At 42.5% G+C, this 21,367-nt stretch carries 15 protein-coding genes and 1 pseudogene; 4 read left to right on the top strand and 12 right to left on the bottom strand.

Going from position 1 to position 21,367, the window contains the following annotated elements; translation table 11 throughout:
• Positions 1-384: 384 nt before the first annotated feature.
• The 3 genes from Xkoz_RS02545 (at position 385) to Xkoz_RS02555 (ending at position 2,990) form a co-directional block, all read left to right on the top strand.
• Entirely contained in the window at positions 385-984 is a 600-nt protein-coding gene (locus tag Xkoz_RS02545; protein ID WP_099140608.1) for a short chain dehydrogenase, read from the top strand.
• A 159-nt stretch (positions 985-1,143) separates the two neighbouring features.
• Complete coding sequence (locus tag Xkoz_RS02550; protein WP_099140609.1) at positions 1,144-2,259, top strand: FAD-dependent oxidoreductase; 1,116 nt, start codon at positions 1,144-1,146, stop codon at positions 2,257-2,259.
• A complete protein-coding gene (locus tag Xkoz_RS02555) occupies positions 2,247-2,990 on the top strand; it encodes an FAD-dependent oxidoreductase (protein ID WP_099140610.1) in 744 nt (247 codons plus the stop codon). Before Xkoz_RS02550 ends, Xkoz_RS02555 begins: the two co-directional genes overlap by 13 nt.
• A gap of 1,121 nt (positions 2,991-4,111) precedes the next feature.
• On the opposite strand, the gene ldtD is transcribed toward Xkoz_RS02555, so the two are convergent.
• The 6 genes and pseudogenes from ldtD to cmoM form a co-directional block, all read right to left on the bottom strand.
• Positions 4,112-5,827 carry a L,D-transpeptidase gene (ldtD, locus tag Xkoz_RS02565; protein WP_099140612.1) on the bottom strand — a complete coding sequence of 572 codons (1,716 nt, stop codon included), beginning with the start codon at positions 5,825-5,827 and terminating at the stop codon, positions 4,112-4,114.
• Between the two features lie 265 nt (positions 5,828-6,092).
• A pseudogene (gene aphA / locus Xkoz_RS02570) lies at positions 6,093-6,170 on the bottom strand (acid phosphatase AphA); the annotation flags it as partial.
• A gap of 93 nt (positions 6,171-6,263) precedes the next feature.
• Entirely contained in the window at positions 6,264-10,727 is a 4,464-nt protein-coding gene (gene mukB / locus Xkoz_RS02575; protein ID WP_099140613.1) for a chromosome partition protein MukB, read from the bottom strand.
• Positions 10,724-11,446 (bottom strand): chromosome partition protein MukE, encoded by a 723-nt coding sequence (mukE, locus tag Xkoz_RS02580; protein ID WP_099140614.1) that lies wholly within the window; start codon positions 11,444-11,446, stop codon positions 10,724-10,726. Before mukE ends, mukB begins: the two co-directional genes overlap by 4 nt.
• Positions 11,427-12,749 carry a chromosome partition protein MukF gene (mukF, locus tag Xkoz_RS02585; protein WP_099140615.1) on the bottom strand — a complete coding sequence of 441 codons (1,323 nt, stop codon included), beginning with the start codon at positions 12,747-12,749 and terminating at the stop codon, positions 11,427-11,429. The genes mukE and mukF overlap by 20 nt, the downstream gene beginning before the upstream one ends.
• 11 nt (positions 12,750-12,760) lie before the next feature.
• Positions 12,761-13,531, bottom strand: a complete 771-nt coding sequence (cmoM, locus tag Xkoz_RS02590; RefSeq protein WP_099140616.1) for a tRNA uridine 5-oxyacetic acid(34) methyltransferase CmoM — start codon at positions 13,529-13,531, stop codon at positions 12,761-12,763.
• A 183-nt stretch (positions 13,532-13,714) separates the two neighbouring features.
• On the opposite strand from cmoM, the gene elyC reads away from it, so the two are divergent.
• A complete protein-coding gene (elyC, locus tag Xkoz_RS02595) occupies positions 13,715-14,542 on the top strand; it encodes an envelope biogenesis factor ElyC (protein WP_099140617.1) in 828 nt (275 codons plus the stop codon).
• A 106-nt stretch (positions 14,543-14,648) separates the two neighbouring features.
• Here elyC and kdsB read toward each other — a convergent pair whose 3' ends face one another.
• From kdsB to ihfB, 6 genes are all read right to left on the bottom strand, one after another.
• A complete protein-coding gene (kdsB, locus tag Xkoz_RS02600) occupies positions 14,649-15,398 on the bottom strand; it encodes a 3-deoxy-manno-octulosonate cytidylyltransferase (protein ID WP_099140618.1) in 750 nt (249 codons plus the stop codon).
• 3 nt (positions 15,399-15,401) lie between these two features.
• Positions 15,402-15,581, bottom strand: coding sequence for a Trm112 family protein (locus Xkoz_RS02605; RefSeq protein WP_099140619.1), 180 nt, complete (start codon positions 15,579-15,581; stop codon positions 15,402-15,404).
• Between the two features lie 114 nt (positions 15,582-15,695).
• On the bottom strand, positions 15,696-16,691 hold the full coding sequence (lpxK, locus tag Xkoz_RS02610; protein ID WP_099140620.1) for a tetraacyldisaccharide 4'-kinase: 996 nt from the start codon (positions 16,689-16,691) through the stop codon (positions 15,696-15,698).
• Entirely contained in the window at positions 16,688-18,436 is a 1,749-nt protein-coding gene (msbA, locus tag Xkoz_RS02615; protein WP_099140621.1) for a lipid A ABC transporter ATP-binding protein/permease MsbA, read from the bottom strand. Before msbA ends, lpxK begins: the two co-directional genes overlap by 4 nt.
• Before the next feature lie 35 nt (positions 18,437-18,471).
• On the bottom strand, positions 18,472-20,817 hold the full coding sequence (locus Xkoz_RS02620) for a ComEC family protein (protein WP_099140622.1): 2,346 nt from the start codon (positions 20,815-20,817) through the stop codon (positions 18,472-18,474).
• A 204-nt stretch (positions 20,818-21,021) separates the two neighbouring features.
• Entirely contained in the window at positions 21,022-21,312 is a 291-nt protein-coding gene (gene ihfB, locus Xkoz_RS02625) for an integration host factor subunit beta (RefSeq protein ID WP_099140623.1), read from the bottom strand.
• Positions 21,313-21,367 lie beyond the last annotated feature (55 nt).

Here is a 21,367-nt window from a genome sequence, read left to right on the forward strand (position 1 = left end):
AGGTTCAGACAGCGTGATATTCGATTTCATAAGAACAGTTGGTCAGTCATCGGATTACTGATTATAACACCAATGCAGATAGTTTATCTGATCAACTTAATACAAAAAACTTATTGATTTTTAATGAAATTAATTCATTTTAGTTCGCAAAAAAATCTTTTATATGTGTAAAAATATTCTTTTGAGAGAAATCAAAATCAATGTGTTAGGATTGTTATCATTTGTTTTTAAATAATTTTTATGAATTACATTATAGATGAAATTTTGTGATTGAGACGTGATTTTTCGATCATGATTTATAATAGACATGTATTCTTGTTACTATATAGTATATAAATATTTAGCTTTCATAACCAGTAATACTTTGTAAAATAGGTGTGAATTATGAAAATACTTATAGTTGGAGCAAGTGGAACAATTGGAAAAGCTGTTGCAGAGGAATTAAGTCAAAAACATGATATTATCTGTGCTGGTCGTAATAGTAACGATATTAAAGTAGATATCACCTCTCCTGAAAGCATTAAAAAGATGTATGAAAAAATTGGCTATATTGATAGCGTGGTCAGTGCAACAGGAAATGCTCATTTTGGAGCCATTCAAGAATTAACCCCACAATTAAATGAAGTTGCGATTGAAAGTAAACTTAAAGGCCAAATAAATTTAGTTCTTTTAGGACTAAACTATATTAATGAACATGGTAGTTTTACTTTGACTACAGGTATTATGAAAGATGATCCAATCTTACAAGGAGCATCAGCGGCGATGGCCAATGGTGGAGTCAGGTCTTTTGTAAAATCGGCCGCCATTGAAATGCCAAGAAATATTCGTATAAACTGTGTTAGTCCTAATGTATTACAAGAATCATGGCATAAATACGGTGCTCTTTTCCCTGGATTTGAAGCTGTACCTGTAAAAAGAGTGGCTTTGGCGTTCAAAAAAAGTATAGAAGGGGCTCAAACTGGTAAAGAATATAAAATTTACTAATTATAAAGAATAAATGTTCATAATTTCGTATAAATATAATAATTCCATTTAAAGATGCGGTTTTAATATGTAAATTATTACATAAAAATAATAATCGCATCTTAATCCTTACAATTCATCGGATTCATTATTTTTAATTTTATTATATGGAGATTTATTATGAAGAAAACCTATGACTTAATCATTGTAGGTGGAGGGTTGGTAGGCTTATCAACAGCATATAATGCAACTTCATATTATGGAGGTTATACACCTATTAAAGGAGAAAATATTCTTGTATTAGAAGAATCAACATTTTTTAATCAAAATTCTAGTACAGCAGGCGCATCTCGTCAATTTCGGCTTCAATATAGTGAAAACTATATGTCGAAACTTGTCTTAGAATCAATGTATGAATGGAAAAAGTTGCAGAAGCATTCATTGCATCCGCTGATATCCCATACAGGATGTTTATGGTTTGGCGATCCAATAATTCCTACAACTGAAGGGGGAATAATACCTGCCATAGATACTATGGATAAATTAGGAATTCCTTATCAGTCTTTATCGGCAAAAGAAATTGAAAACTTATACCTTTTTAAAAACATACCAACAAATTATACAGGTTTTTTTCAAGGTGATGGCGGAATTATAAATATCCCAGCTACTTTAAAGACTCTTTATAACGTCGCTTATAATAGAGGAGTACATCTGAAAGAAAATTGTCCAATTATCAGAATTGATTCAGATAAAAAAGAAGTTATTGTAACAAGCGAAGGTAATGTATTCCACGGTAAAAAAGTCGTAATAGCGGCAGGGCCATACACTAATAAACTATTATCCTCTTTAGGAATCTATTTAGATATAGAAATATGGGATATGATATCAGCTTATTTTTGTAAAAAAGATTGTAATATAGACTACCCAACATGGTTTGTATTCCAAAAAGATAATGAAAAAAATTCTAACTTATACTATGGATTTCCAGAAGCTTATTGGAAAAACCCCGGATATATTCGAGTAGCACCAGACTATCCATTCAATATATTAGAAGATCCTGAACAACGAACTTTACCAACAGATAATGACCTTATAGGAACTAGTAACTGGGTAAAAAATCATATGAAAGGTTTAGATCCAGAACCAAAGCTCACTTCAACTTGTATGCTAGCATTACCTAAAAATGGACAACTGATGTATCTTGATTCTTTAGATACGTCTCCTAATATTGTTGTTTATACTGCTGGATGGGGAGCTAAGTTTGCGCCATTGTTAGGAAAAATTTGTGCTCAGTAGGTCAAGAAGGTTACAATTTTTTAGCTGATGCAGGAGGATATTATTCAAATACAATTAACTGGAATGCAGCTGAATCTATGTCTTACATGGTAGGGGATTTTACACCATCTGACGTAGAATATAAAACTATTGAAAATGGGTTTGACCAAGTAGCTTATTCCTTAGCAAAAAAATATACTAATATTCCTGGTTCAAAACTTTGGCTAAAAAACTCTTTAGTAACTTTCAAACGAAATAATGGTGATGGTCGTCGTTATTCTTTACAATTTTGGAATAAAAACAGAAAAGTTTATTGGAATGTTAATTCAGATATTATTATTTTGGCAATGCCAAAACGTTCCCTTGAACTATTAGACCAAAAAAATTTTTTCTTTGATAAGTATTCTAGTCATAAATTACAAGAGCATATCAATGCTGTTATTTCTGAGCCATCACTAAAAATGCTAATGGGATTTGAATATCCCTGGTGGACTGAACAATTTGGAACTAACGCAGGAAAATCCATTACTGATTTATCTATTCGTCAATGCTATTATTTTGGTACTGACCCGAAAAATTCTCACTCATTATTTCTATCAAGCTATAACGACATGAGGTCAGTTACATTCTGGAAAGCATTAATGAGAATAAAAGATAAACAATCTATATATGAACCACATCCAACAAAAATAGTTTCACAAGAAAATTTAAAGAGGATATTCTTCCCGGTAATCCTGTTCCTAAACACTTAGTTAAGGAAGCAATTAATCAGGTTAAAGAACTACATGGTATAGATATTCCATTACCTTACATTGCAAGAATTAAAGATTGGTCTGAAGATCCATATGGTGGTGGATACCATGCATGGAAAGCAGGCGTCTCAGTAGGAGAAGCTATACCTTTTATGAGGCATCCAATAAAAAATGAATCTGTGCATATTATAGGAGAAGCATATTCAGGTGATCAAGGCTGGATCGAGGGTGCATTTTGTGTAGCAGAAAAACTGTTACAAGAATGTTTTGGTCTAAACTGGCCAAACTGGTTAGATGATAAATATTATTTAGGAAGATAATAATATATACCAATCTAACTTCAAGATGCGTGTGATTTCATATCGTGTTGTAAATTGCAACTTGAAGTTTAATGCGTATAGTTAACCTAAGTTTTTCTTAAGGATAGCTATTTTAAAGTCATGCGGATTTAAACTCGGCTTTCTCGATTGAAATGTATAAAAGACTACTCCTAATGTTACTTCTAACAGAAAGCCGACTATTCTTTTATTTCTTTTAGCAAACTATTTCACTCATCACATTTTGCCTAAACTTTCCCTTGTCGTCATCTCCATTATCATGGGGACCGAAGACTGGCAAAATATTGATACTTATGGCCGCACCAAAATGAAATGGTTGAAAAAATATCCTCCATTTCTCCGCTGGTATACCATTGCAAGAATACTATGCACTATATCTAGCTTGATCTCCTGCTGGAAGCCTTACTGAACTGGGTCAATAAACAGCGGGAATTGGGCACATCGCCTTTGGTGGGAAAGTCCTACCGTAACGACAAGAAAAATGCCATCCAATGAGCCACTGCCTATGATACCAAGGTGAGATTGGCGTTGAATCAAAAAGCGACCATCACAAAAACGGTGAAATCAGCCCCGCCTGTCAGATACTGTGATACTCTTAACCTGAAAGATACCTCGATACCTTGCATTGCCAGCGTGAAAACCCTGGAAAAGACCAGTAAAAAGAAAGCCTATGTAGTCGTTCGGGGGAGTAAAAAGAAATAACGGAGAAGGAATATTATTTCCTTCTCCGTTTTGTGATATTGGGTTTATACCTTCAAGCATCATTAATAATGAAAGAAGTTCTCACTTATTTCTGGCTATCACAATTTTGATAAGCGCCCCTGAATGTTGTCTTGCATTCATATCATAACCATAGATATCATCTCGATATTGTGGTTTGCCTTTTTCATCAACCCAGGCTGTCTGGTAGTAGAGAAATACCGGTATTTTTTTGGGGATATTAACATATTTTGTTGACCATGTTTTCAATGAACTATTCACCTTGGTTTTATTCCAACCTGCATCACCCAATAGCATATTAGCCAATTCGGGTGCTTTATTAACACGTACACAACCCGAACTTACCGCTCGCATTTCCCGGTTAAAAGAAGCCTGATTAGGGGTATCATGTAAATAAATCGCTTCTGAATTTGGCATATTAAATTTAAAACGCCCCAATGAGTTAGTGGGGCCAGGCGCCTGCCTTATACGATAAGGGAATTTATTCGGCGTTATTACACTCCAGTTAATCAATGATGGATCGATAACTTTGGCATCATTGCCCCAACTGGAAAAAACCGTATATCCACGTGTGCGGAAATAACTTGGGTCACGCATCGCCCTGGGTGCGATATCTTTGCGTGTCATGCTGGTTGGGACGTTCCACGGAGGGTTGATCACCACATTATTGAGTTCACTACTCATAATGGGGGTTTTACGGCTCGGCCGTCCAACGACCACTTTAGAATCCAATATTTCTTTGCCATCTAAATAATAGAAAAGTGAGTAATCAGGTATATTAACTAAAATGCCGGTTGGGATATCTCCGGGAATAATCCGTAATCGTTGAATATTTAATGCCATAATGCGGGCGCGGATTTGCGGGGTCGTATTTAACCAGGCTTTCGTAGATTTACCGATAACCCCATCAGCCGACAACCCGTGCAGGGCTTGAAAACGTTTTACCGCCGCGATTAATTCCTTACCGTAAACCTTATTATCGGATTTGGCAGCAGAGAGATCCAACATGCCCGAATGTGCCAATATTTTCCTTAATGCAATAACGCTTTCACTACTTTGTCCGGGTCTTAGCGTTCCTGTAAATGAAAACTCAGCCCACGGCGGTTGTTCAACCAATTGAGCCAGCATTTCCTTACGCATATTTTCATACATAGGATGATTCGGTGATAAACTCGTAATATAAGAAAAAACACTATTATTATTGATATGTTGTTGCCATGTATGAATTAAAGCGGCAGGAGGTAACTCAATTTTATAAGGCGATTTGCCATATAACCACAAATTGCCTTTTTTATCGATATTATTAATAAAATGGAGGTAACCTAACATCGCATCAGATAAAATAATATCACGCCCCATTTCGCTTAATTCAGGAGTGTGGAGTTGTATCAGCCATTTTTCAAATTGGGGCTGAAAACCCGCAAGTGATATTTCAACCAATTGTTCTTCAAACTGTTTAATGGCTTTTTTATCTGTCCACAGTGGCTGCATTTTATTATCGGCATATAAAGTCACCAAGCGATCCAGAAATATCGGTTTTACTTGTTGTGGCAACCAAATTTGTAACTGTTTTCGATTTTGGTCACTGGAAAGCACCGGGGAACCAGACACTGTCTTACCAGATAAAATAACAGCGCCTTCTTTTTTTGCTTCTACTGTTAATTGTTGTATACCCATCAATGACTGTTCATTTTGTTGGTGTGTAAAGGCTGCCTCTGATACCGCCAATGTGCTACAGATAAAAGAAACTTTCAGTAACCTGGCCGTGTTCTTCACCATAAGAGCTCACCTCATCTGATTATGTATCCAGCTATCCAATGAGTTATTATAATTATCCGCAGAGCCACTTTATCAGAAAAGAATACTCATCATTATAGACCTAATTACGGCTTAAGACAGGGAACAGACCTTACCAGACTTGCTCTCATCAGGTGGAATAAAATTTAAGAAAAAGGCAATATTGACCATAATAATTTAAATTATAATGGCTTAAAAAAAGAAAAAGGTGCCTTTAAGCGCCTTTAGTCAGGATATATTTTTAAGATTAATACTCAGAATTAATCACCACTTCTTCGCCGAACCGACCCGCTTTAGGTAAAGGTTGATAAGACGAGTTTGACGCCAACTTTTTTTGGTAAAAGGCTACCTTAACTATTGAGATAAGGAAGGGACACACTGTGCCCCTTCTTCGCAGAAATATCACTCAATGACGAAGTTATTCTTGCAATATAGGCTGAGCCTGTATTTGTAACTGCTCAGTAGCCGGAGCATCCTGCCCAAAACCACGCAGCCCAACAACATGTACATGCTCTTGGTTATTGAAAATTTTACGTACCAGCTTATAGGTCGTCCCTTTTTCTGGACTGATATTTTCCGGTGCAGCGATAATTAGCTGCATATGCAAGCGTTCACATAGCTCAAATAATGTTGCAATAGATTTCGCATCCAATCGGGCCGCTTCATCAAGGAATAGCAACCGGCATGGGGAAATATCTTTACCACGCAGACGACGGGACTCTTCTTCCCAACTCTGCACGACCATGACCAGAATGGACATCCCCGTACCAATGGCTTCCCCGGTAGAAAGCGCCCCACTTTCCGCTTTTAACCAGCCATCCGAACCTCGATTGACTTCAACGTCCAATTCAAGGTAATTGCGGTAATCCAGCAACTCTTCACCAATGGTTTGGGGTAAACGCTGCCCCATATCCATTTGCGGGTTCAGACGCTGATAAAGTTTCGCCATCGCTTCTGAAAAGGTCAAACGCTGGCTTTTGAACAGATCCTGATGCTGTTCCTGCTGCTCAGAAAGCACATCCAGTAACAGGGAATGACTTTCACGTACATTCACGTTCAGGCGTACGCCACCAACCTGCCCAAAAGAAACTGCCTGCAACCCCTGGTTCAGCATGCGAATACGGTTTTGCTCGCGTTGGATGGTCTTACGGATGATATTCGCCACGCTTTTGGCGCTAATCGCCAGTGTCTGCTCACGGGCGGTTAATTCTTCGGTCAAGCGTGCCAGCTCAATTTCCATCTGTTCAATGGCATCAACAGGGTCATCCGTGCGGATAATATCCTGCCGGATGCGTTCACGCAGATGTTGGTAAACCGCAACGAAAAATTGGATCTTACGCTCAGGGCGTTTTGGATCTTCCGACAAACGTAACGCATCGCGCAAGTGTTCATTATCAGCGACTGCCAGGCGCAATGCACCCAGCGCCTTATCCGACATTGAACGCAGATCATCCCCCTCCATATAGGCCAGTTCTCGACGGTGTAAACGACGTTCAACGCCATTGTCTTTCACCATACGCATCACGGCACACCAGCCCGCTTTAGACGAAACCACCTGTTCACGTTTCAGGCAATAATCACGCTCAGATTTGCGCAATTTCTTCTGGAGGTTTTCCATTTCCGCCTCACAGAACGCGATCTGTTTCTCAAGTTGGTTGATACGGGAACGATTAGCATTCACCGCAGCGTGGAGCTGATCACGACGTTCACGGGCGCGGCTTTCGGCATTGGCATCTGCCTGGACACCAATATCTTTCATCTCCTGCTCAAGTTCTTTCAACATATCTTGCTTAGTGTCATAAGAACTTTTCAGTGATGCCAATACCTGGTTGAACTGTGCAAATTGTGCCCGTTGCTGGCGCAATTGTTCACGCGTCCGGCTACGATCAGATTCTGCGTGCTCAAGACGTTGGCGCAGATGATCATTCAGGTCAGCATTTTCATTGAGCATACCGGCAGAGTCGCTGTAACTAAAATGCGCACGGCGCTGTATAACTTCCGTCAAGGCAAAGGCTTGCTGTTTGGCCTGATTCTGGCTGTGTTTGGCTGATTCATAATCTTTTTGCAACTGTTCATGCTGCTGTGGATCACTTTGTAAAGCCGAAACCCACGGTTCAAGTTTAGCCAGGGCGTTACCGTGTTGTTGCAGGAAACGCGCCGCCTCCTGAGCTTCACTCATTTCTTCACGCACCGTTTCCACGCGATCAAGCAAGGCTTCATCCAACAACACCGCCACTTGTGGGATCAGACGATTCAATAGTGACAGGCTCTCTTTCACCTGAACACGTTTTTGCTGATGCTGCTGGGACTGAGTTTCAAATTGAGATAATTCTCGCTCCAGTTCAGTACGACGCTGATTCAGATAACGGATCTCTGCTTCTGGATCGTCATCAAATGCAACAGAAAGGTGTTTCCCGATAAAACGGCTGAACGCCTGGTGCGCACGTTGGATCTTCTGCACATCAAATGAAAGTGTCGCATAGCGCTCTGCCAGCGTATCACGCTCAAGGCTAAGCGCTTCCAGTCGATTTTCTCTGGCTGCCCGTCCAAATAAGGGAACCTCAGGGTAACGGGAATAACGCCATTGGCGATCGGATGATTTCACCAGAACGGCGTTTTCCTGCTCTTCAAAACTGAACACACTGTCATCGAAAGATTGTGGATCGCCTTCGATGAGATAGAGATCTTCCGGGCAATCTTCCAATGTTTCCAGATGTGGACGAACCAGTGAGAGATCAGGCATGACGATTGCGTGACGCGCAGGACCATAGAGGGCAGAGAAATAAGGTGCGTCATCAAGGGTAATATCGTCATAAATTTCAGACAGTAAAACACCACCAAAGCGTTCAGCCAATGCAAGCAATCGGCTATCTTCGGCACCACTGGGTTGGTTCAGACGCTCAATCTGTTTTTCCAGCTCACGTTTTTGGGCAGCAATATCATCACGCTCGACAGTCAGTTCGCGTTCCTGTTCAAGCAATTGCTGCATATATTCAGTGACATCGTGACTATTTTCGAATGTTTCATTGCACTGTTCACTAAGCTGATTTAAGGCTTCCTGTGCTGCCAACCACACTGGCGCCCGTGCAATCAGATCCTGAATTTTTTTCTTAACCTGTTCAAATTCCTGACGTATTTGAATCCGACGTTCACCACTTTCATTGGCGCTCAGGCTTAATTCTTCTCGCTGGGCCTCCAATTCACCCTGCAATGTTTCCAGATCTTCCACCTGGTATTGTTGGTTATGGCGCTTACAGAATTCTTCCAGCAAGCGCTCTGCATTTTGCTGGCTATTTAGGCGTTGTTCCAATTCGGCCAACTGGATACGCAAAGGTTGGACGCGCTCAGCCAAATGGCGCTGGGATGGCCATTCACGTAATGCGTCACGGGCTGACTGCCACGCTTCACTGCGGCTTACTTCACCAACGACACTTTTTACCAGTTGATAGGCCTGTTCAAACTGGCTATGGGCCGTATCAGCGACGCTCAGCTTCTGTTCCAAAGCCAGCAACGTTTCCGTCGCTTGCTGCGCTTTGGCTTGATAGGTTTCCTGCCACTCATCAGCATTTTCTATCGACAGATCGGGAAGCTGGCAAATTTCACGGGCACGCTCTAGCGCTTGCAAGGCTTGCTGATATTGAATAGCGCGAGTTTGCTGGACATCCAAAGCCTGTTGGTAGTCTGCAAGCTGGCTTTTTAGCTCATCAACTTCTTGTTCTGCCGCTTCAAAGATGGCTTCATATTCCGCTTGAAGATCTTTTGCCTCTTCTACCACTTCACTCTGTTCTTCCAGCCGGTAAGTCAGCTCTTCAATATCAGATTGGTAGCGATCAATTTTTTCCTGCTGGCGCATCGCCGTTTGCACCAGATTCAGGTGATCGCTGGCTGCCTGGTAATCCATTTCCAAATCAGAAGATGCACCGCTTTGTTCGGCCAGTTCCCTTGCCATTTCAACATGACGATATTGTTCAGCGATTAATTGACGACGACTGCCAAATAATTCACTGCGCAGAGCCAATGCCTCATCCAGATGAACACGGCGTTCATTGGTATGGCGCATATAGTCAGCCGACACATAGGCCGTCGCCTCTGTGATAAGGTGTTTGAACAGGTCACGATCGGATTGGGTGACACGGATAGCCTCCAGTGTAATGCGGTTTTCACGCAAGGCGGCTTCCATATCCTGAAATGCTTTTCTGACACCACTATTTTCCGGCAGTAAGTAATCACGCAGTGAGCGGGTAATCGCACTGGAAATACCGCCATATAACGATGCTTCTATCAGACGATAAAACTTGCTGCGGTCACTCGCTGAACGCAAACGTTTTGGGATCACGCCCAAATCAAACATCAGGGAGTGGTAATCTGTAATCGAGTTAAATTGTTTGAACTGAACGCCTTCTATCTCATCAAGACGTTCCCTTAGCTCATTTAATGGCAGAACCCGCACTTGCCGCTCATTGAGGTTTTCAGTGAGTAGCTGCGTTGGCTGAATTGATGCAGGAACGCCTTGGATCATAAACGGCTTAATATCCACTTTTCGATCACGCCCTGCCACTTGTTGTAAACGAACCCCGGCGATGATCCGCTGATGGCGAGAGTTAACAATATCCAGCGTGGAATAGCAGACACCGGCTCGCAGTTTGCCATGTAACCCTTTATCGCGCGAACCAGAGGTCGCGCCCGCTTCTGTCGTATTACGGAAATGGAGCAACGTTAAATCAGGGATCAATGCGGTCACAAAAGCCGCCATCGTGGTTGATTTACCGGCACCATTACCACCGGATAAGGTGGTGACAAGTTCGTCAAGATCAAACGTTCTGGCAAAAAAACCGTTCCAATTAACTAACGTCAGTGAGCGAAATTTACCGCGTTCAATCATGACTGCTCATCCTCCTCACCTTCTGCTGAATGCCCTGATGCTTCTTCATGTTCATTATTTTCCTGCGATGTTTCCCCTTCTACGGGCATGGCTTCACCATCACGGATCATCCGTAATTGCGCCTCGCGTGGGTCATCACCGCTGCGTACATCTGCACCGAAGCGAAATACCGCTTCGGTAATCGTAAATTTAATGCTGTCGTTTTGCAGAAAATAAACCATGCCCAAACGGCGTAAACGGTTTAAGGCAGTGCGCACTTTTTCCTGCAATTTCTGTTTGTCCAGATCGGAACCTGTCGAACGCTGGTTGACTAATTTCATTAGCTTATGTTCATCTGCCAATGACAGTAATTCTTCGTACAACTCCTGAAAGCTAAATATTCCCTGATTGGACAAGCGTTCTGGGCTAAGGTAGAGATAGCACAGGATCTTACCCACCATCATATCCAATTCGGATAAAACAGATCGCGGGATCAGCGTCGTTGAACGGGGACGCAGGTAGAAAAAACCTTCTGGTGCACGGATTAACTCGACGTTATAACGCGCATAGAACATTTCCAATTCTTCCTGAAAATCCATCAAAAAGGCGTGATTATCAAGATCATCCAGACTAATATGACGACCAGCTCTTAGCTGGCTGTCTAATTCAGGAAAAAGTGTATTGGATAATGCCTGAGCCAGTTTCACTGGCATAAGTTGTTCAATATGTGTCGATGACATGTGCCTGCACCTTGGCTCCGTAATCATTAATCGCTAACCATTCCGCTGGTAATCCAGAGAAATCTGCTTCTGCAACTCCCAACCTGACTGCTTGATCCACCAGAATACGCGCTACATCAAAATGGCGCTTACGTGGATACTGGACAAGGTAGTCGCGCAGTAATGCCCCCAAATCCAGTGGAAGTTTTGCCTGTTGGTAAACCGCCAACGCCTGCTCTATCATTCCAGCCAATTGTTCATTGATTTCACTAAATTCTTCATATTCCATTTCTGGTGGTAATTCTCCCATTACCTCTTCATTGCGCAAAGTCTGTCCTTCATCGCGCATATCCAGAAAACGTTCGGCATTAGCGATAGTTAGCGCCCACGGATTATCAAAATAGTGTTGAATGGATTGACGAAGGCGCTGGGCAAAAATGCGGTTTTTATCCATATCAATGGCGGTTCGGATAAATTTGTGAACGTGACGGTCATAGCCTATCCACAGATCAATGGCCTGTTGCCCCCAACTGACAATACGATCCAGTTTGCTTTGTAAGTCAAAAACCAATTTATCCACCGGCTCAGATCCCCCGCTGTCCATATTCGCGGCCTGGATGCGCAAGAGATTAGCCTGCAACTTATCACCCGCAGCTTCCAATGTATCCTGAAGTTCCCGCAGTGTGCCGGAAGTTTCAGACAGCAGTTGTTCGCAATTAGCGATAGCCGCCTGCCAATCCTGATTGAGAAGTGCGGCAATATCGGTTTTTACGCTGTCTTGCTGTTCATCCAGCAAGCGCTGGGACATATCAATGCTGTCAAAAATTTCGGCCACCGAATATTTGAGGGGGGCAAAAACATTGCGATGCCAATGGAATTCATCACCGCCTTCTTCGGCAGCCTCTGCCGCTCGATGCAATTCATTGGCGACGATGGATAACTGCATAGAAAGACGTAACGTGGAAAATTCACGCTGACGAATGTAATAATCACTGATGCCTATTCCCAGTGGCGTTAAGCGATAAATGGCATTGCCATCCGCCAATTCACTGGTAAAACGGTTAAGTAACTTCTGGCGTACCATATCGTTAATGGCATTATTCGCCCTGACGGATACGGCTTCAGAAGTCTGCTCAAAACCTTTACACACTTCACGAAAAGCATCCACCAGCTCTCCTTCACTCATTTCGCCGTCAAGTCGCTCACTGTTCAATACAGCAATCGCCAACAAAAAAGCCAACCGTTCTGATGGCAAGGAAATTGAAAAGTCATTTTTTCTGGCCCAGGACACAAGTTCAGGAACAGTCTGGGAATATTCACTCATAATTCGCTCTTTTAGATAGGCTTGCGTGCCAGCACATGAATGTAACGCCCCAGGCTGATATAGGGCTCCTGTCTGCAATAACGCTGTTCAAGTTCAAGCAACGCTGGAAAATCTGCATCTTGCAATTGACGATTTTGCAGGTAGTCGTGAAAAACTCTTACCCCTGTTTTACCTGTTATTTCCATCTTAAGTTCAGTTAGCCACTGATATACCCGCTCTGGGATTAAGGGATTTTGGGGCGTTAAAGAACGTTTTCGACGACGTTGGATATTCGGGGTCGCCAAATGAAAATTACCTAAGATGGCGTTACGCATGATCAGTCCATTAGCATTATAAAACATTAATGAGAGTGCACCACCGGGCGATATTATATCTTCCAATGTTTCTATTGCCTCTTTTTGGTCAGTGATCCACTCCAATACAGCATGAAATAAAACCAGATCAACGGGCTGTTTAATATGCTGGTGAATGTCCTGTACCGGACTTTGGATAAATTGCATCTGATCGAGAACACCCCGCTCTTCGGCGTTATATTTTGCCCTTTGGATCATCTCTTTTGATAGATCACAAAGTATGACTTGGTGCCCCAATTCAGCTAATTGACAGGCCATATTCCCTTCACCACCCCCTGCATCCAAAATACGCAAAGGGCGTTGAGGCAGATGATTCAGCAATTCGTTAATATCCTGCCAGACAACGGCCTGCCTGATTTTACCTTTGGTTGTGCCGTAAATATTACGCGAAAATTTGTCTGCAATATCATCGAAATTGCGATCCCGCATGAAAAGCTGCCTCACTTATAAGCTAAGTTTAATTTATCTATTGAGTAATGATGCTATCTACTGCTATTTTTACTACTGCTATTTTTACTACTGTTATTTTGGCACAGTAATCATTTAATTAACTACTTTTAGCCTTAAATTCACCCTCACACGATTATAGTTTAACCAACTCAAGGCCAATCAATGTTATTTCTGTTAAAAAAATATATCGGCTCACTATTAATGCCTTTGCCGTTGATTATTATCGTCTCTTTTACAGCCTTGCTATTACTGTGGTTCAGCCGTTGGCAAAAAACAGGGAAAACTATTTTATCACTCTGTTGGCTGGCATTGCTTTTATTGAGTCTACAACCTATCGCAGATAAATTCTTACTCCCTGTCGAGGGAAAATATGTTCAGCGCTATGAGCCAGACACAACCTCTGTCACTGCGGTAAAATATATTGTTGTTCTGGGGGGCGGTTTTACTTATAACCCCCAGTGGGCTCCCAGCGCTAACCTGATCAGTAACAGTTTACCCAGAGTCACTGAAGGTATTCGGTTATATCATCTTAACCCCAGTGCTAAAATGATTTTTACCGGCGGTAAAGGTGTTAATGCCATTAGCAGCGCCGAAGTCGCTGCTATGGTAGCACAATCTCTGGGAATTCCTGTAGAAGACACGATAGCATTAAAAAAACCCTTGGATACAGAAGAGGAAGCTATTGAAGTTGAAAAAATCGTCGGAAAACAACCTTTTATTCTGGTTACTTCTGCCAATCACATGGAAAGATCCCTCAAATTTTTTGCCCAACGCGGCCTACATCCCATTGCAGGCCCAGCCAACCAATTAGCGGTCACAACACCTTTATATTCATGGGAAAAATATATTCCTTCTCCCTACTACTTATCACATACAGAGCGTGCCTGGTATGAAACATTAGGGCGCATCTGGCAAGCCATTAAGCCTGCAAGCAAGGATATAAGAATCGAAAAAACAGCAGATTTGCAGCAGAAAGATGATGAAAAATAACACCCGATTTGAGCGAAAAATTTAAGTAAACAGGGAAGAAAAAAGGGAATGCCGTATTTACGTTACGGCATTCCCTTGTCAATCATCTCCGGCTCAGACAAAAAAATCAGAGCACGGCAAAAACTTTTCTGACCGCTTCCAGATCTTCCGGTGTATCAACACCGGCACCTGGTGCTTGCAATGCCGTTGCTACATGAATTTTTTCACCGTACCAAAGCACTCTGAGTTGTTCGAGCATTTCAATACTTTCCAATGGACTTGGCGTCCATTGAACATAGCGCCGAATAAACCCCGCCCGATACGCATAAATGCCAATATGACGCAGGAAATGGTCTCCGATATTCTCCCTTGATTGCATAAAACGGTCACGCTCCCACGGGATCGTTGCGCGAGAAAAATAGAGGGCATAACCTTTCGCATCCATCACGACTTTGACGGCATTAGGATTGAATGCCTCTTCTGCATCTTGGATCGGCACGGCAAGCGTTGCCATCCCAGCATCACTACCCGCCAAATTACCGGCCACTTGCTTAATGATCTGTTCTGGGATAAGCGGTTCATCTCCTTGAACATTCACAATAATTTCATCATCAGCAAACTGGTATTTATCGATAACCTCAGCCAAACGCTCTGTACCTGAATGGTGGTTTTCACTTGTCATGCAAACTTCACCACCCGCAGCAGTGACGGCATCAAAAACGTCTTGATTATCTGTCGCCACAATAACCCGATCAGCGCCAGAGCGGATAGCCCGCTCCATCACACGCACAATCATTGGCTTGCCATGAATATCGGCCAGTGGCTTTCCAGGCAAACGGGTTGAAGCAAAACGTGCTGGAATGATAACAGTAAACATGGGTTATTTATTTTCCTCTGTAGGCAAGGCGCGAGCTTCATGCTCTAGCAACACAGGAATACCATCACGGAAAGGAAAAGCGAGGCGATCAAATTTGCAAATCAGTTCAAAGTTTTCTTTATCATAACTGAGCTTGCCATGACATATCGGACAAGCAATGATTTCGAGTAAACGGTGATCCATATATCCCCCAGGTAACGGGTTTTAAATTTAATATGGCTCAGAATACCATAAGCCATGTATCACCGTTAACTTTGTTGCCTTGTTTAGTTTCCCTTATTTTGTTCATTACCAATATTATTGGCGGGTATTTAATTCTGGCAGCAGAGCGCAAATATCGTTTAATACTTTTTGCCCTTTTTCCTCTGGCAATTCAGCGTGTACAGGTAAATACCACCAGTTAGGTTGCGCAAATTGGAAACATTTAACCGCGTCTTTCTCTGTCATCAACAAATTTTGATCGCTATTTGCCAAAGTCAATAATTGGGATTTTTCGTAAGCCTGATGATCAGCAAAAGCGTGTGTTTGTTGTAAACTCGCTCCTAATTGCTGTAATGTCGCAAAAAAACGCGGGGGATGGCCAATCCCGGCCATCGCAATGCCATTAGGAATATCAGACACTTTTCGCATTTCCCCTGTCAACAAGTTAACCACCAAATTTCCCTTTAGGGTCATGGGTAATTCACCTGCTTCTGGTGTTCCACCATTGACAATGATGGTATTGACGCTATTTAAGCGTCCTGCCAGTTCTCGCATAGGGCCGGCCGGCAGCCAGCAGCCATTGCCAAAACGACGCACGCCATCAATGACCACAATCTCATAATCCCGCTGCAAAGCATAATGTTGAAGACCATCATCGGTAATGACGATATCCACCGAAGCATATGCCAGCAATACCTGAATGGCTTCGGCTCGCTTTGGTGCCACCGCAACAGGCGCACCAGTACGCCGACGAATTAAAACAGGCTCATCTCCTGCCTGTGCTGTTGTCACCTCATCAGTCACCAGTAGCGGGTAACGTTCCGACTTCCCGCCATAACCACGCGAAACAACGCCAACCCGATAGCCTTTTTGTTGTAATTGTTCAACCAGCCAAATAACCACCGGCGTTTTGCCATTTCCCCCTGCGGTCAAATTACCAACGACAACAACCGGAACGGGTGCTTTCCAGGAACGGCTTAAGCCTAATTTATAGCTTAAACGACGTAAGACACTTACCAGCCCATAAAGGGCTGATAATGGCAATAATACGATGTAAAGCCATGAGCGGCCGGACCATATGCGTTCAATCATTGGCCAAACTGCATCCTATGTAACTGGGCATATGCTCCACCGTGTTCTAACAGCATCGCATGGCTACCCCTTTCTATGATATTTCCATCTTCAATAACGATAATTTCATCGGCATTTTCAATGGTAGAAAGGCGGTGGGCAATGACCAATGACGTTCGGTTTTTCTGCAATTCATCTAGTGCGGACTGAATTGCACGTTCAGATTCCGTATCCAGAGCAGAGGTCGCTTCATCCAAAATCAAGATCGGAGAATCACGCAATAAAGCACGGGCGATGGCAATGCGCTGACGCTGTCCCCCAGAAAGTAAAACGCCATTTTCGCCAACCATGGTATCAAGGCCATTATCCAGCTTCTTGATAAAATCCATTGCATGGGCCATTTCTGCCGCTCGCTCTATTTCTGCACGACTAAATTGTCCCTCACTGGCGTAAGCAATGTTATTGGCAACCGTATCATTGAATAGATGTACATTTTGCGATACCAACGCAATTTGGTTACGCAGTGAAGCCAGTGTATATTCACGCAGGTCATGGTTATCCAACATTATTTCACCTTCATTCACGTCATAAAAACGAGTAAGGAGATTAGTAATTGTCGATTTACCTGAACCTGATCGCCCAACCAATGCAACCGTTTTTCCCGCCGAGATTGTCATTGAAATATTTTTCAGTGCAGGATGATCTTTGGTTGGATAACAGAAAGTGACATTACGGAATTCAATGTTGCCTTTTGCCTTTTTGATTTCCAATTTACCTTCATCTTTTTCCTGCTTCATATCCAAAATAGCAAACAAGGTCTGGCACGCAGCCATACCACGTTGGAATTGAGCATTAACGTTAGTCAAGGACTTTAACGGACGCATCAGGGCAATCATGGATGAAAATACAACGGTGATTTTCCCTGCGGTCAAGGCCCCCATAATTTCAGGGAAACTGGCCGCATACAGGACAAATGCCAGTGCAAAAGAAGCAATAATTTGAATAATCGGGTCTGAAATGGAACCCGCAGAAACCATCTTCATTCCCTGCTGGCGCATATGGTTACTGACTTTATTGAAACGTTCAGTTTCAACTTTTTGCCCGCCAAAAATTAAGACTTCTTTATGCCCTTTCAGCATCTGTTCAGCACTGGTTGTTACCATTCCCATGCTGTTTTGCATGTTTTTACTAATATTACGAAAACGCACGGAAACAAGACGAATAACCCCCGCAACGATCGGCGCAATAACAATCAAAATAAGGGAGAGTTCCCAACTGTAATAGAACATCAGTATAAACAGGCCAATAATTGATGCTCCTTCCCTGACAACTGTCACCAATGCACCAGAAGAAGAAGAAGCGACCTGCTCTGAATCGTATGTAATGCGGGAAAGCAAAGTTCCTGTGGATTGCTGATCAAAGAAAGAAACCGGCATTCCCATCATATGGTTGAACAGACGGCGACGCATCTGCATGACGACTTTGCCTGATACCCAAGAGAGACAATAACTTGATATAAAACCAGATATGCCACGTAACAACATCAATCCGATAACAACCAGTGGCATCCACTTTAATACGCTAATATCTGCCTTGCCAAAACCATCATCAAGCAAAGGCTTCAACAAAGAAAGCATCAATGTATCACCGGCAGCATTAATCACTAGCGCAACCGCCGAAACTATCAGGCCGATTTTAAAAGGGGTGACGAGCGGCCACAATCGGCGAAAGGTCTGCCAGGTAGAAAGGTCTTTATCATTCATTATTGAGTTACCAAAACCAAAAGAAATAGCGAGTCATTCTACTCATGATCGCCATGAATACCAAACCACTGATGATACCACCGTGATACTATTTGTTGTCGATAACCTTTTAATTTAATGTCATCACGATAAAAATAACCGGTTATCTGACCAGAAACTGCTGTGCTATGCCACTCAACTCCGGCATTTTTATAGCGTTGTTTCACTTTCACTGAAGGCAGTCTCCACGGGCTATAACGTGCAACCGAAGCCAAAGCATATTGAGGCATAACCTTGCGTATAAATACTGAGGTAGAAGAGGTATTACTCCCATGATGGGGAACCTGTAGTACTGTTGCATGTAGATCGCTTTTCTCAAGCTCCGATAGACGATATTCGCCCTGTTTTTCCAAATCTCCTGTTAATAATAGACTGTACTTGCCATCATCAATGCGGATCACGCAAGATTGATTATTGCCAACATTCGCTGCCTTTTCTGGCGGCCAGAGAACGGAAAAATTTAATCCTTGCCATGTCCACCGCTCACCACGGACACAGGGAAAATGAGCCTGATTCTGGGAAGGACTTCTGATTTGGATATCAGGATACTTTGCAGCCAGATATTCCACCCCGCCCGTATGATCTAAATGGTCATGGCTAAGAATGATTTGCTCTGGTGTTAATCGATGCCAACGTAAATAAGGTTCAATGATTTTTTCTGCCATACTGCCCGTCTCCCAACGATTGCCTGTATCGAAAATAATCGCTTTTCCCCCTTTATCAATGACTATCGCCAATCCATGCCCTACATCCAGCATTGAAAAACGCCATCGATAATCATTGGAATGTTTGGAATAACACGCAATAATGCCAATGCAAATTCCCAACAGCCATTTATAAGATCTCCACCAATCTAAGCGCCAAATAACAACCCAAAACCAGCCGACTAGTGTCATAATAATGGGATAAGACCCGGTGTTAAACCATGAATGCGTCAAGATAGGTAAAGGTGATAAGGCAAATAAAACACTATAATCAACAAGTTGCCATAAAAATGGTTGGATAACCGGAAGAAAAAGGCAAACTATGCCCAGCATAACCAATGGCACAGATAAAAAAGAGATTATCGGAACAGCCCATAGATTAGCCACCAATGACGCAATATTAACGCCCTGAAATAACAAAAGCTGCAACGGCAACAACATTAACATCATGCCCAATTGCATATGCAACCCACGCAGCCATAACCACTGCCAACCATGACGTATTTTTTCTGGCAAGGGCATCCAATAAAACCAAAATAACAGTGCCATTACCGCAGTAAATGAGAGCCAGAAGCTATCAGAAAGCACGGCCAGTGGATCGAAAAGTAAAATCAGGGCGGCACTCCATAAAGCCCATTGCCATGAAAAACAAAGCCGGCTTTTACACCGTAAATAAATCCACAACGTCAGACTCAATATTGCCCGAATGGCCGGAATTCCCCAACCCGACAGCCAACCATATAGCATTGCGGTTAACCAGCCCATGATCAATGGGAAACGAAATCCGATCCATTTTGCAGGCAACAAATATTGCATCATTCTCGCAAAACTCCAGCCAAATAAGCTGGCCATTGCGATATGCAACCCGGAAATTGCCATTAAATGAGCAACACCGGTCTGCTGTAATAGCAAGCGAGTGGGTTTATCCAGCCACGACCTTTCACCAAACGAAAGTGCTAATGCAATACCGGCCTGTTTTAATGATTGAATTTCTGGCAACAACTGATTAATAACATGCTGTCGAAGGTTGCAATTTTTATCGAGTGGTTTTGCATCAATAATTTTTCCATTCAACGGCTGGCGAATAGACAGTGAATATCGCTGGCTATCATAACTACCTTGATTTAATTGGGCATGAACAGGCCTGAGTTTCATGGTTACCTGCCATTTCTGCCCGGCACATAGTGACTCCTGAGAGTTCCATGTTACTGACGCATATAAGGCAGGGAAAATATACTTCCCATCACTTTCAATTAGTCTTATACGATAACGCGCTTTTTGCGCCTGCTCCTTAGTGCCATTTTCTAACGATACACTGTCCATCATAACGATTGCAGTACGGGCAGTTTCACTAAAATAAGTGACTTGCGCTAATATTTGATGCGCATGCCAACATCCGAAAATAAACACCCATAATCCTAATGATATTAGCCGTAGGGTTTTACAAGGAAAAAATAGCAAGAAAAATGCCAAAAAAATCAGGTACTGGAGGGTCTTTGGTTGGGGAAGATTTGCAAGGAATAATAAGGGAAAAACACCCAATACAACAACTAATGCAGCCCAATTTAGACTGACAATTGGCACCGATTTCCGCCAAATGGCAAGCAAATAGGTAAAAGGGAAAAATATTATAGGCTGCATCCATTATGCCTCTGCGCTGACATTCCATTCACGCAAGAGAGATTATTACACAGTAAATCTTACTGCCAGTGAGAGAGATGTTACCGTAGAGCCACTTCGCAAATTAATTTTCAAACGGAAGAAACGCCCAAAAAAAATACGACTATCCTCACAAAAAACGGCACCCTAAGGTGCCGTTAGTTTAATTAAGTAATAACTGATATCTTAGCTATTGCCATAGATATTCACGCGGTCACGTAATTCCTTACCAGGTTTAAAGTGGGGAACATATTTACCGTCCAATTCCACTTTTTCACCCGTTTTTGGATTACGCCCCACACGCGGAGCCCGGTAGTGAAGAGAAAAGCTGCCGAATCCGCGAACTTCAATACGTTCACCTGCGGCGAGTGTTTCTGCCATATGATCAAGCATTTCTTTCACTGCATCTTCAACGGCTTTGGCCGGCATGTGAGATTGCTGCTCTGCAAGTCTTTCGATTAATTCAGACTTGGTCATAGTACCTCCCTAAACTACCGTATTCGGGTAATATTGCCACTCTGGCAAATATTAC

This window comes from Xenorhabdus kozodoii, from assembly GCF_002632875.1.
GTDB lineage: Bacteria > Pseudomonadota > Gammaproteobacteria > Enterobacterales > Enterobacteriaceae > Xenorhabdus > Xenorhabdus kozodoii.

Coding starts and splice junctions, on each gene's coding strand:
- Xkoz_RS02545 (WP_099140608.1), top strand. CDS start 385: ATGAAAATACTTATAGTTGGAGCAAGTGGAACAATTGGAAAAGCTGTT.
- Xkoz_RS02550 (WP_099140609.1), top strand. CDS start 1,144: ATGAAGAAAACCTATGACTTAATCATTGTAGGTGGAGGGTTGGTAGGC.
- ldtD (WP_099140612.1), bottom strand. CDS start 5,827: ATGGTGAAGAACACGGCCAGGTTACTGAAAGTTTCTTTTATCTGTAGC.
- mukB (WP_099140613.1), bottom strand. CDS start 10,727: ATGATTGAACGCGGTAAATTTCGCTCACTGACGTTAGTTAATTGGAAC.
- mukE (WP_099140614.1), bottom strand. CDS start 11,446: ATGTCATCGACACATATTGAACAACTTATGCCAGTGAAACTGGCTCAG.
- mukF (WP_099140615.1), bottom strand. CDS start 12,749: ATGAGTGAATATTCCCAGACTGTTCCTGAACTTGTGTCCTGGGCCAGA.
- cmoM (WP_099140616.1), bottom strand. CDS start 13,531: ATGCGGGATCGCAATTTCGATGATATTGCAGACAAATTTTCGCGTAAT.
- elyC (WP_099140617.1), top strand. CDS start 13,715: ATGTTATTTCTGTTAAAAAAATATATCGGCTCACTATTAATGCCTTTG.
- kdsB (WP_099140618.1), bottom strand. CDS start 15,398: ATGTTTACTGTTATCATTCCAGCACGTTTTGCTTCAACCCGTTTGCCT.
- Xkoz_RS02605 (WP_099140619.1), bottom strand. CDS start 15,581: ATGGATCACCGTTTACTCGAAATCATTGCTTGTCCGATATGTCATGGC.
- lpxK (WP_099140620.1), bottom strand. CDS start 16,691: ATGATTGAACGCATATGGTCCGGCCGCTCATGGCTTTACATCGTATTA.
- Xkoz_RS02620 (WP_099140622.1), bottom strand. CDS start 20,817: ATGCAGCCTATAATATTTTTCCCTTTTACCTATTTGCTTGCCATTTGG.
- ihfB (WP_099140623.1), bottom strand. CDS start 21,312: ATGACCAAGTCTGAATTAATCGAAAGACTTGCAGAGCAGCAATCTCAC.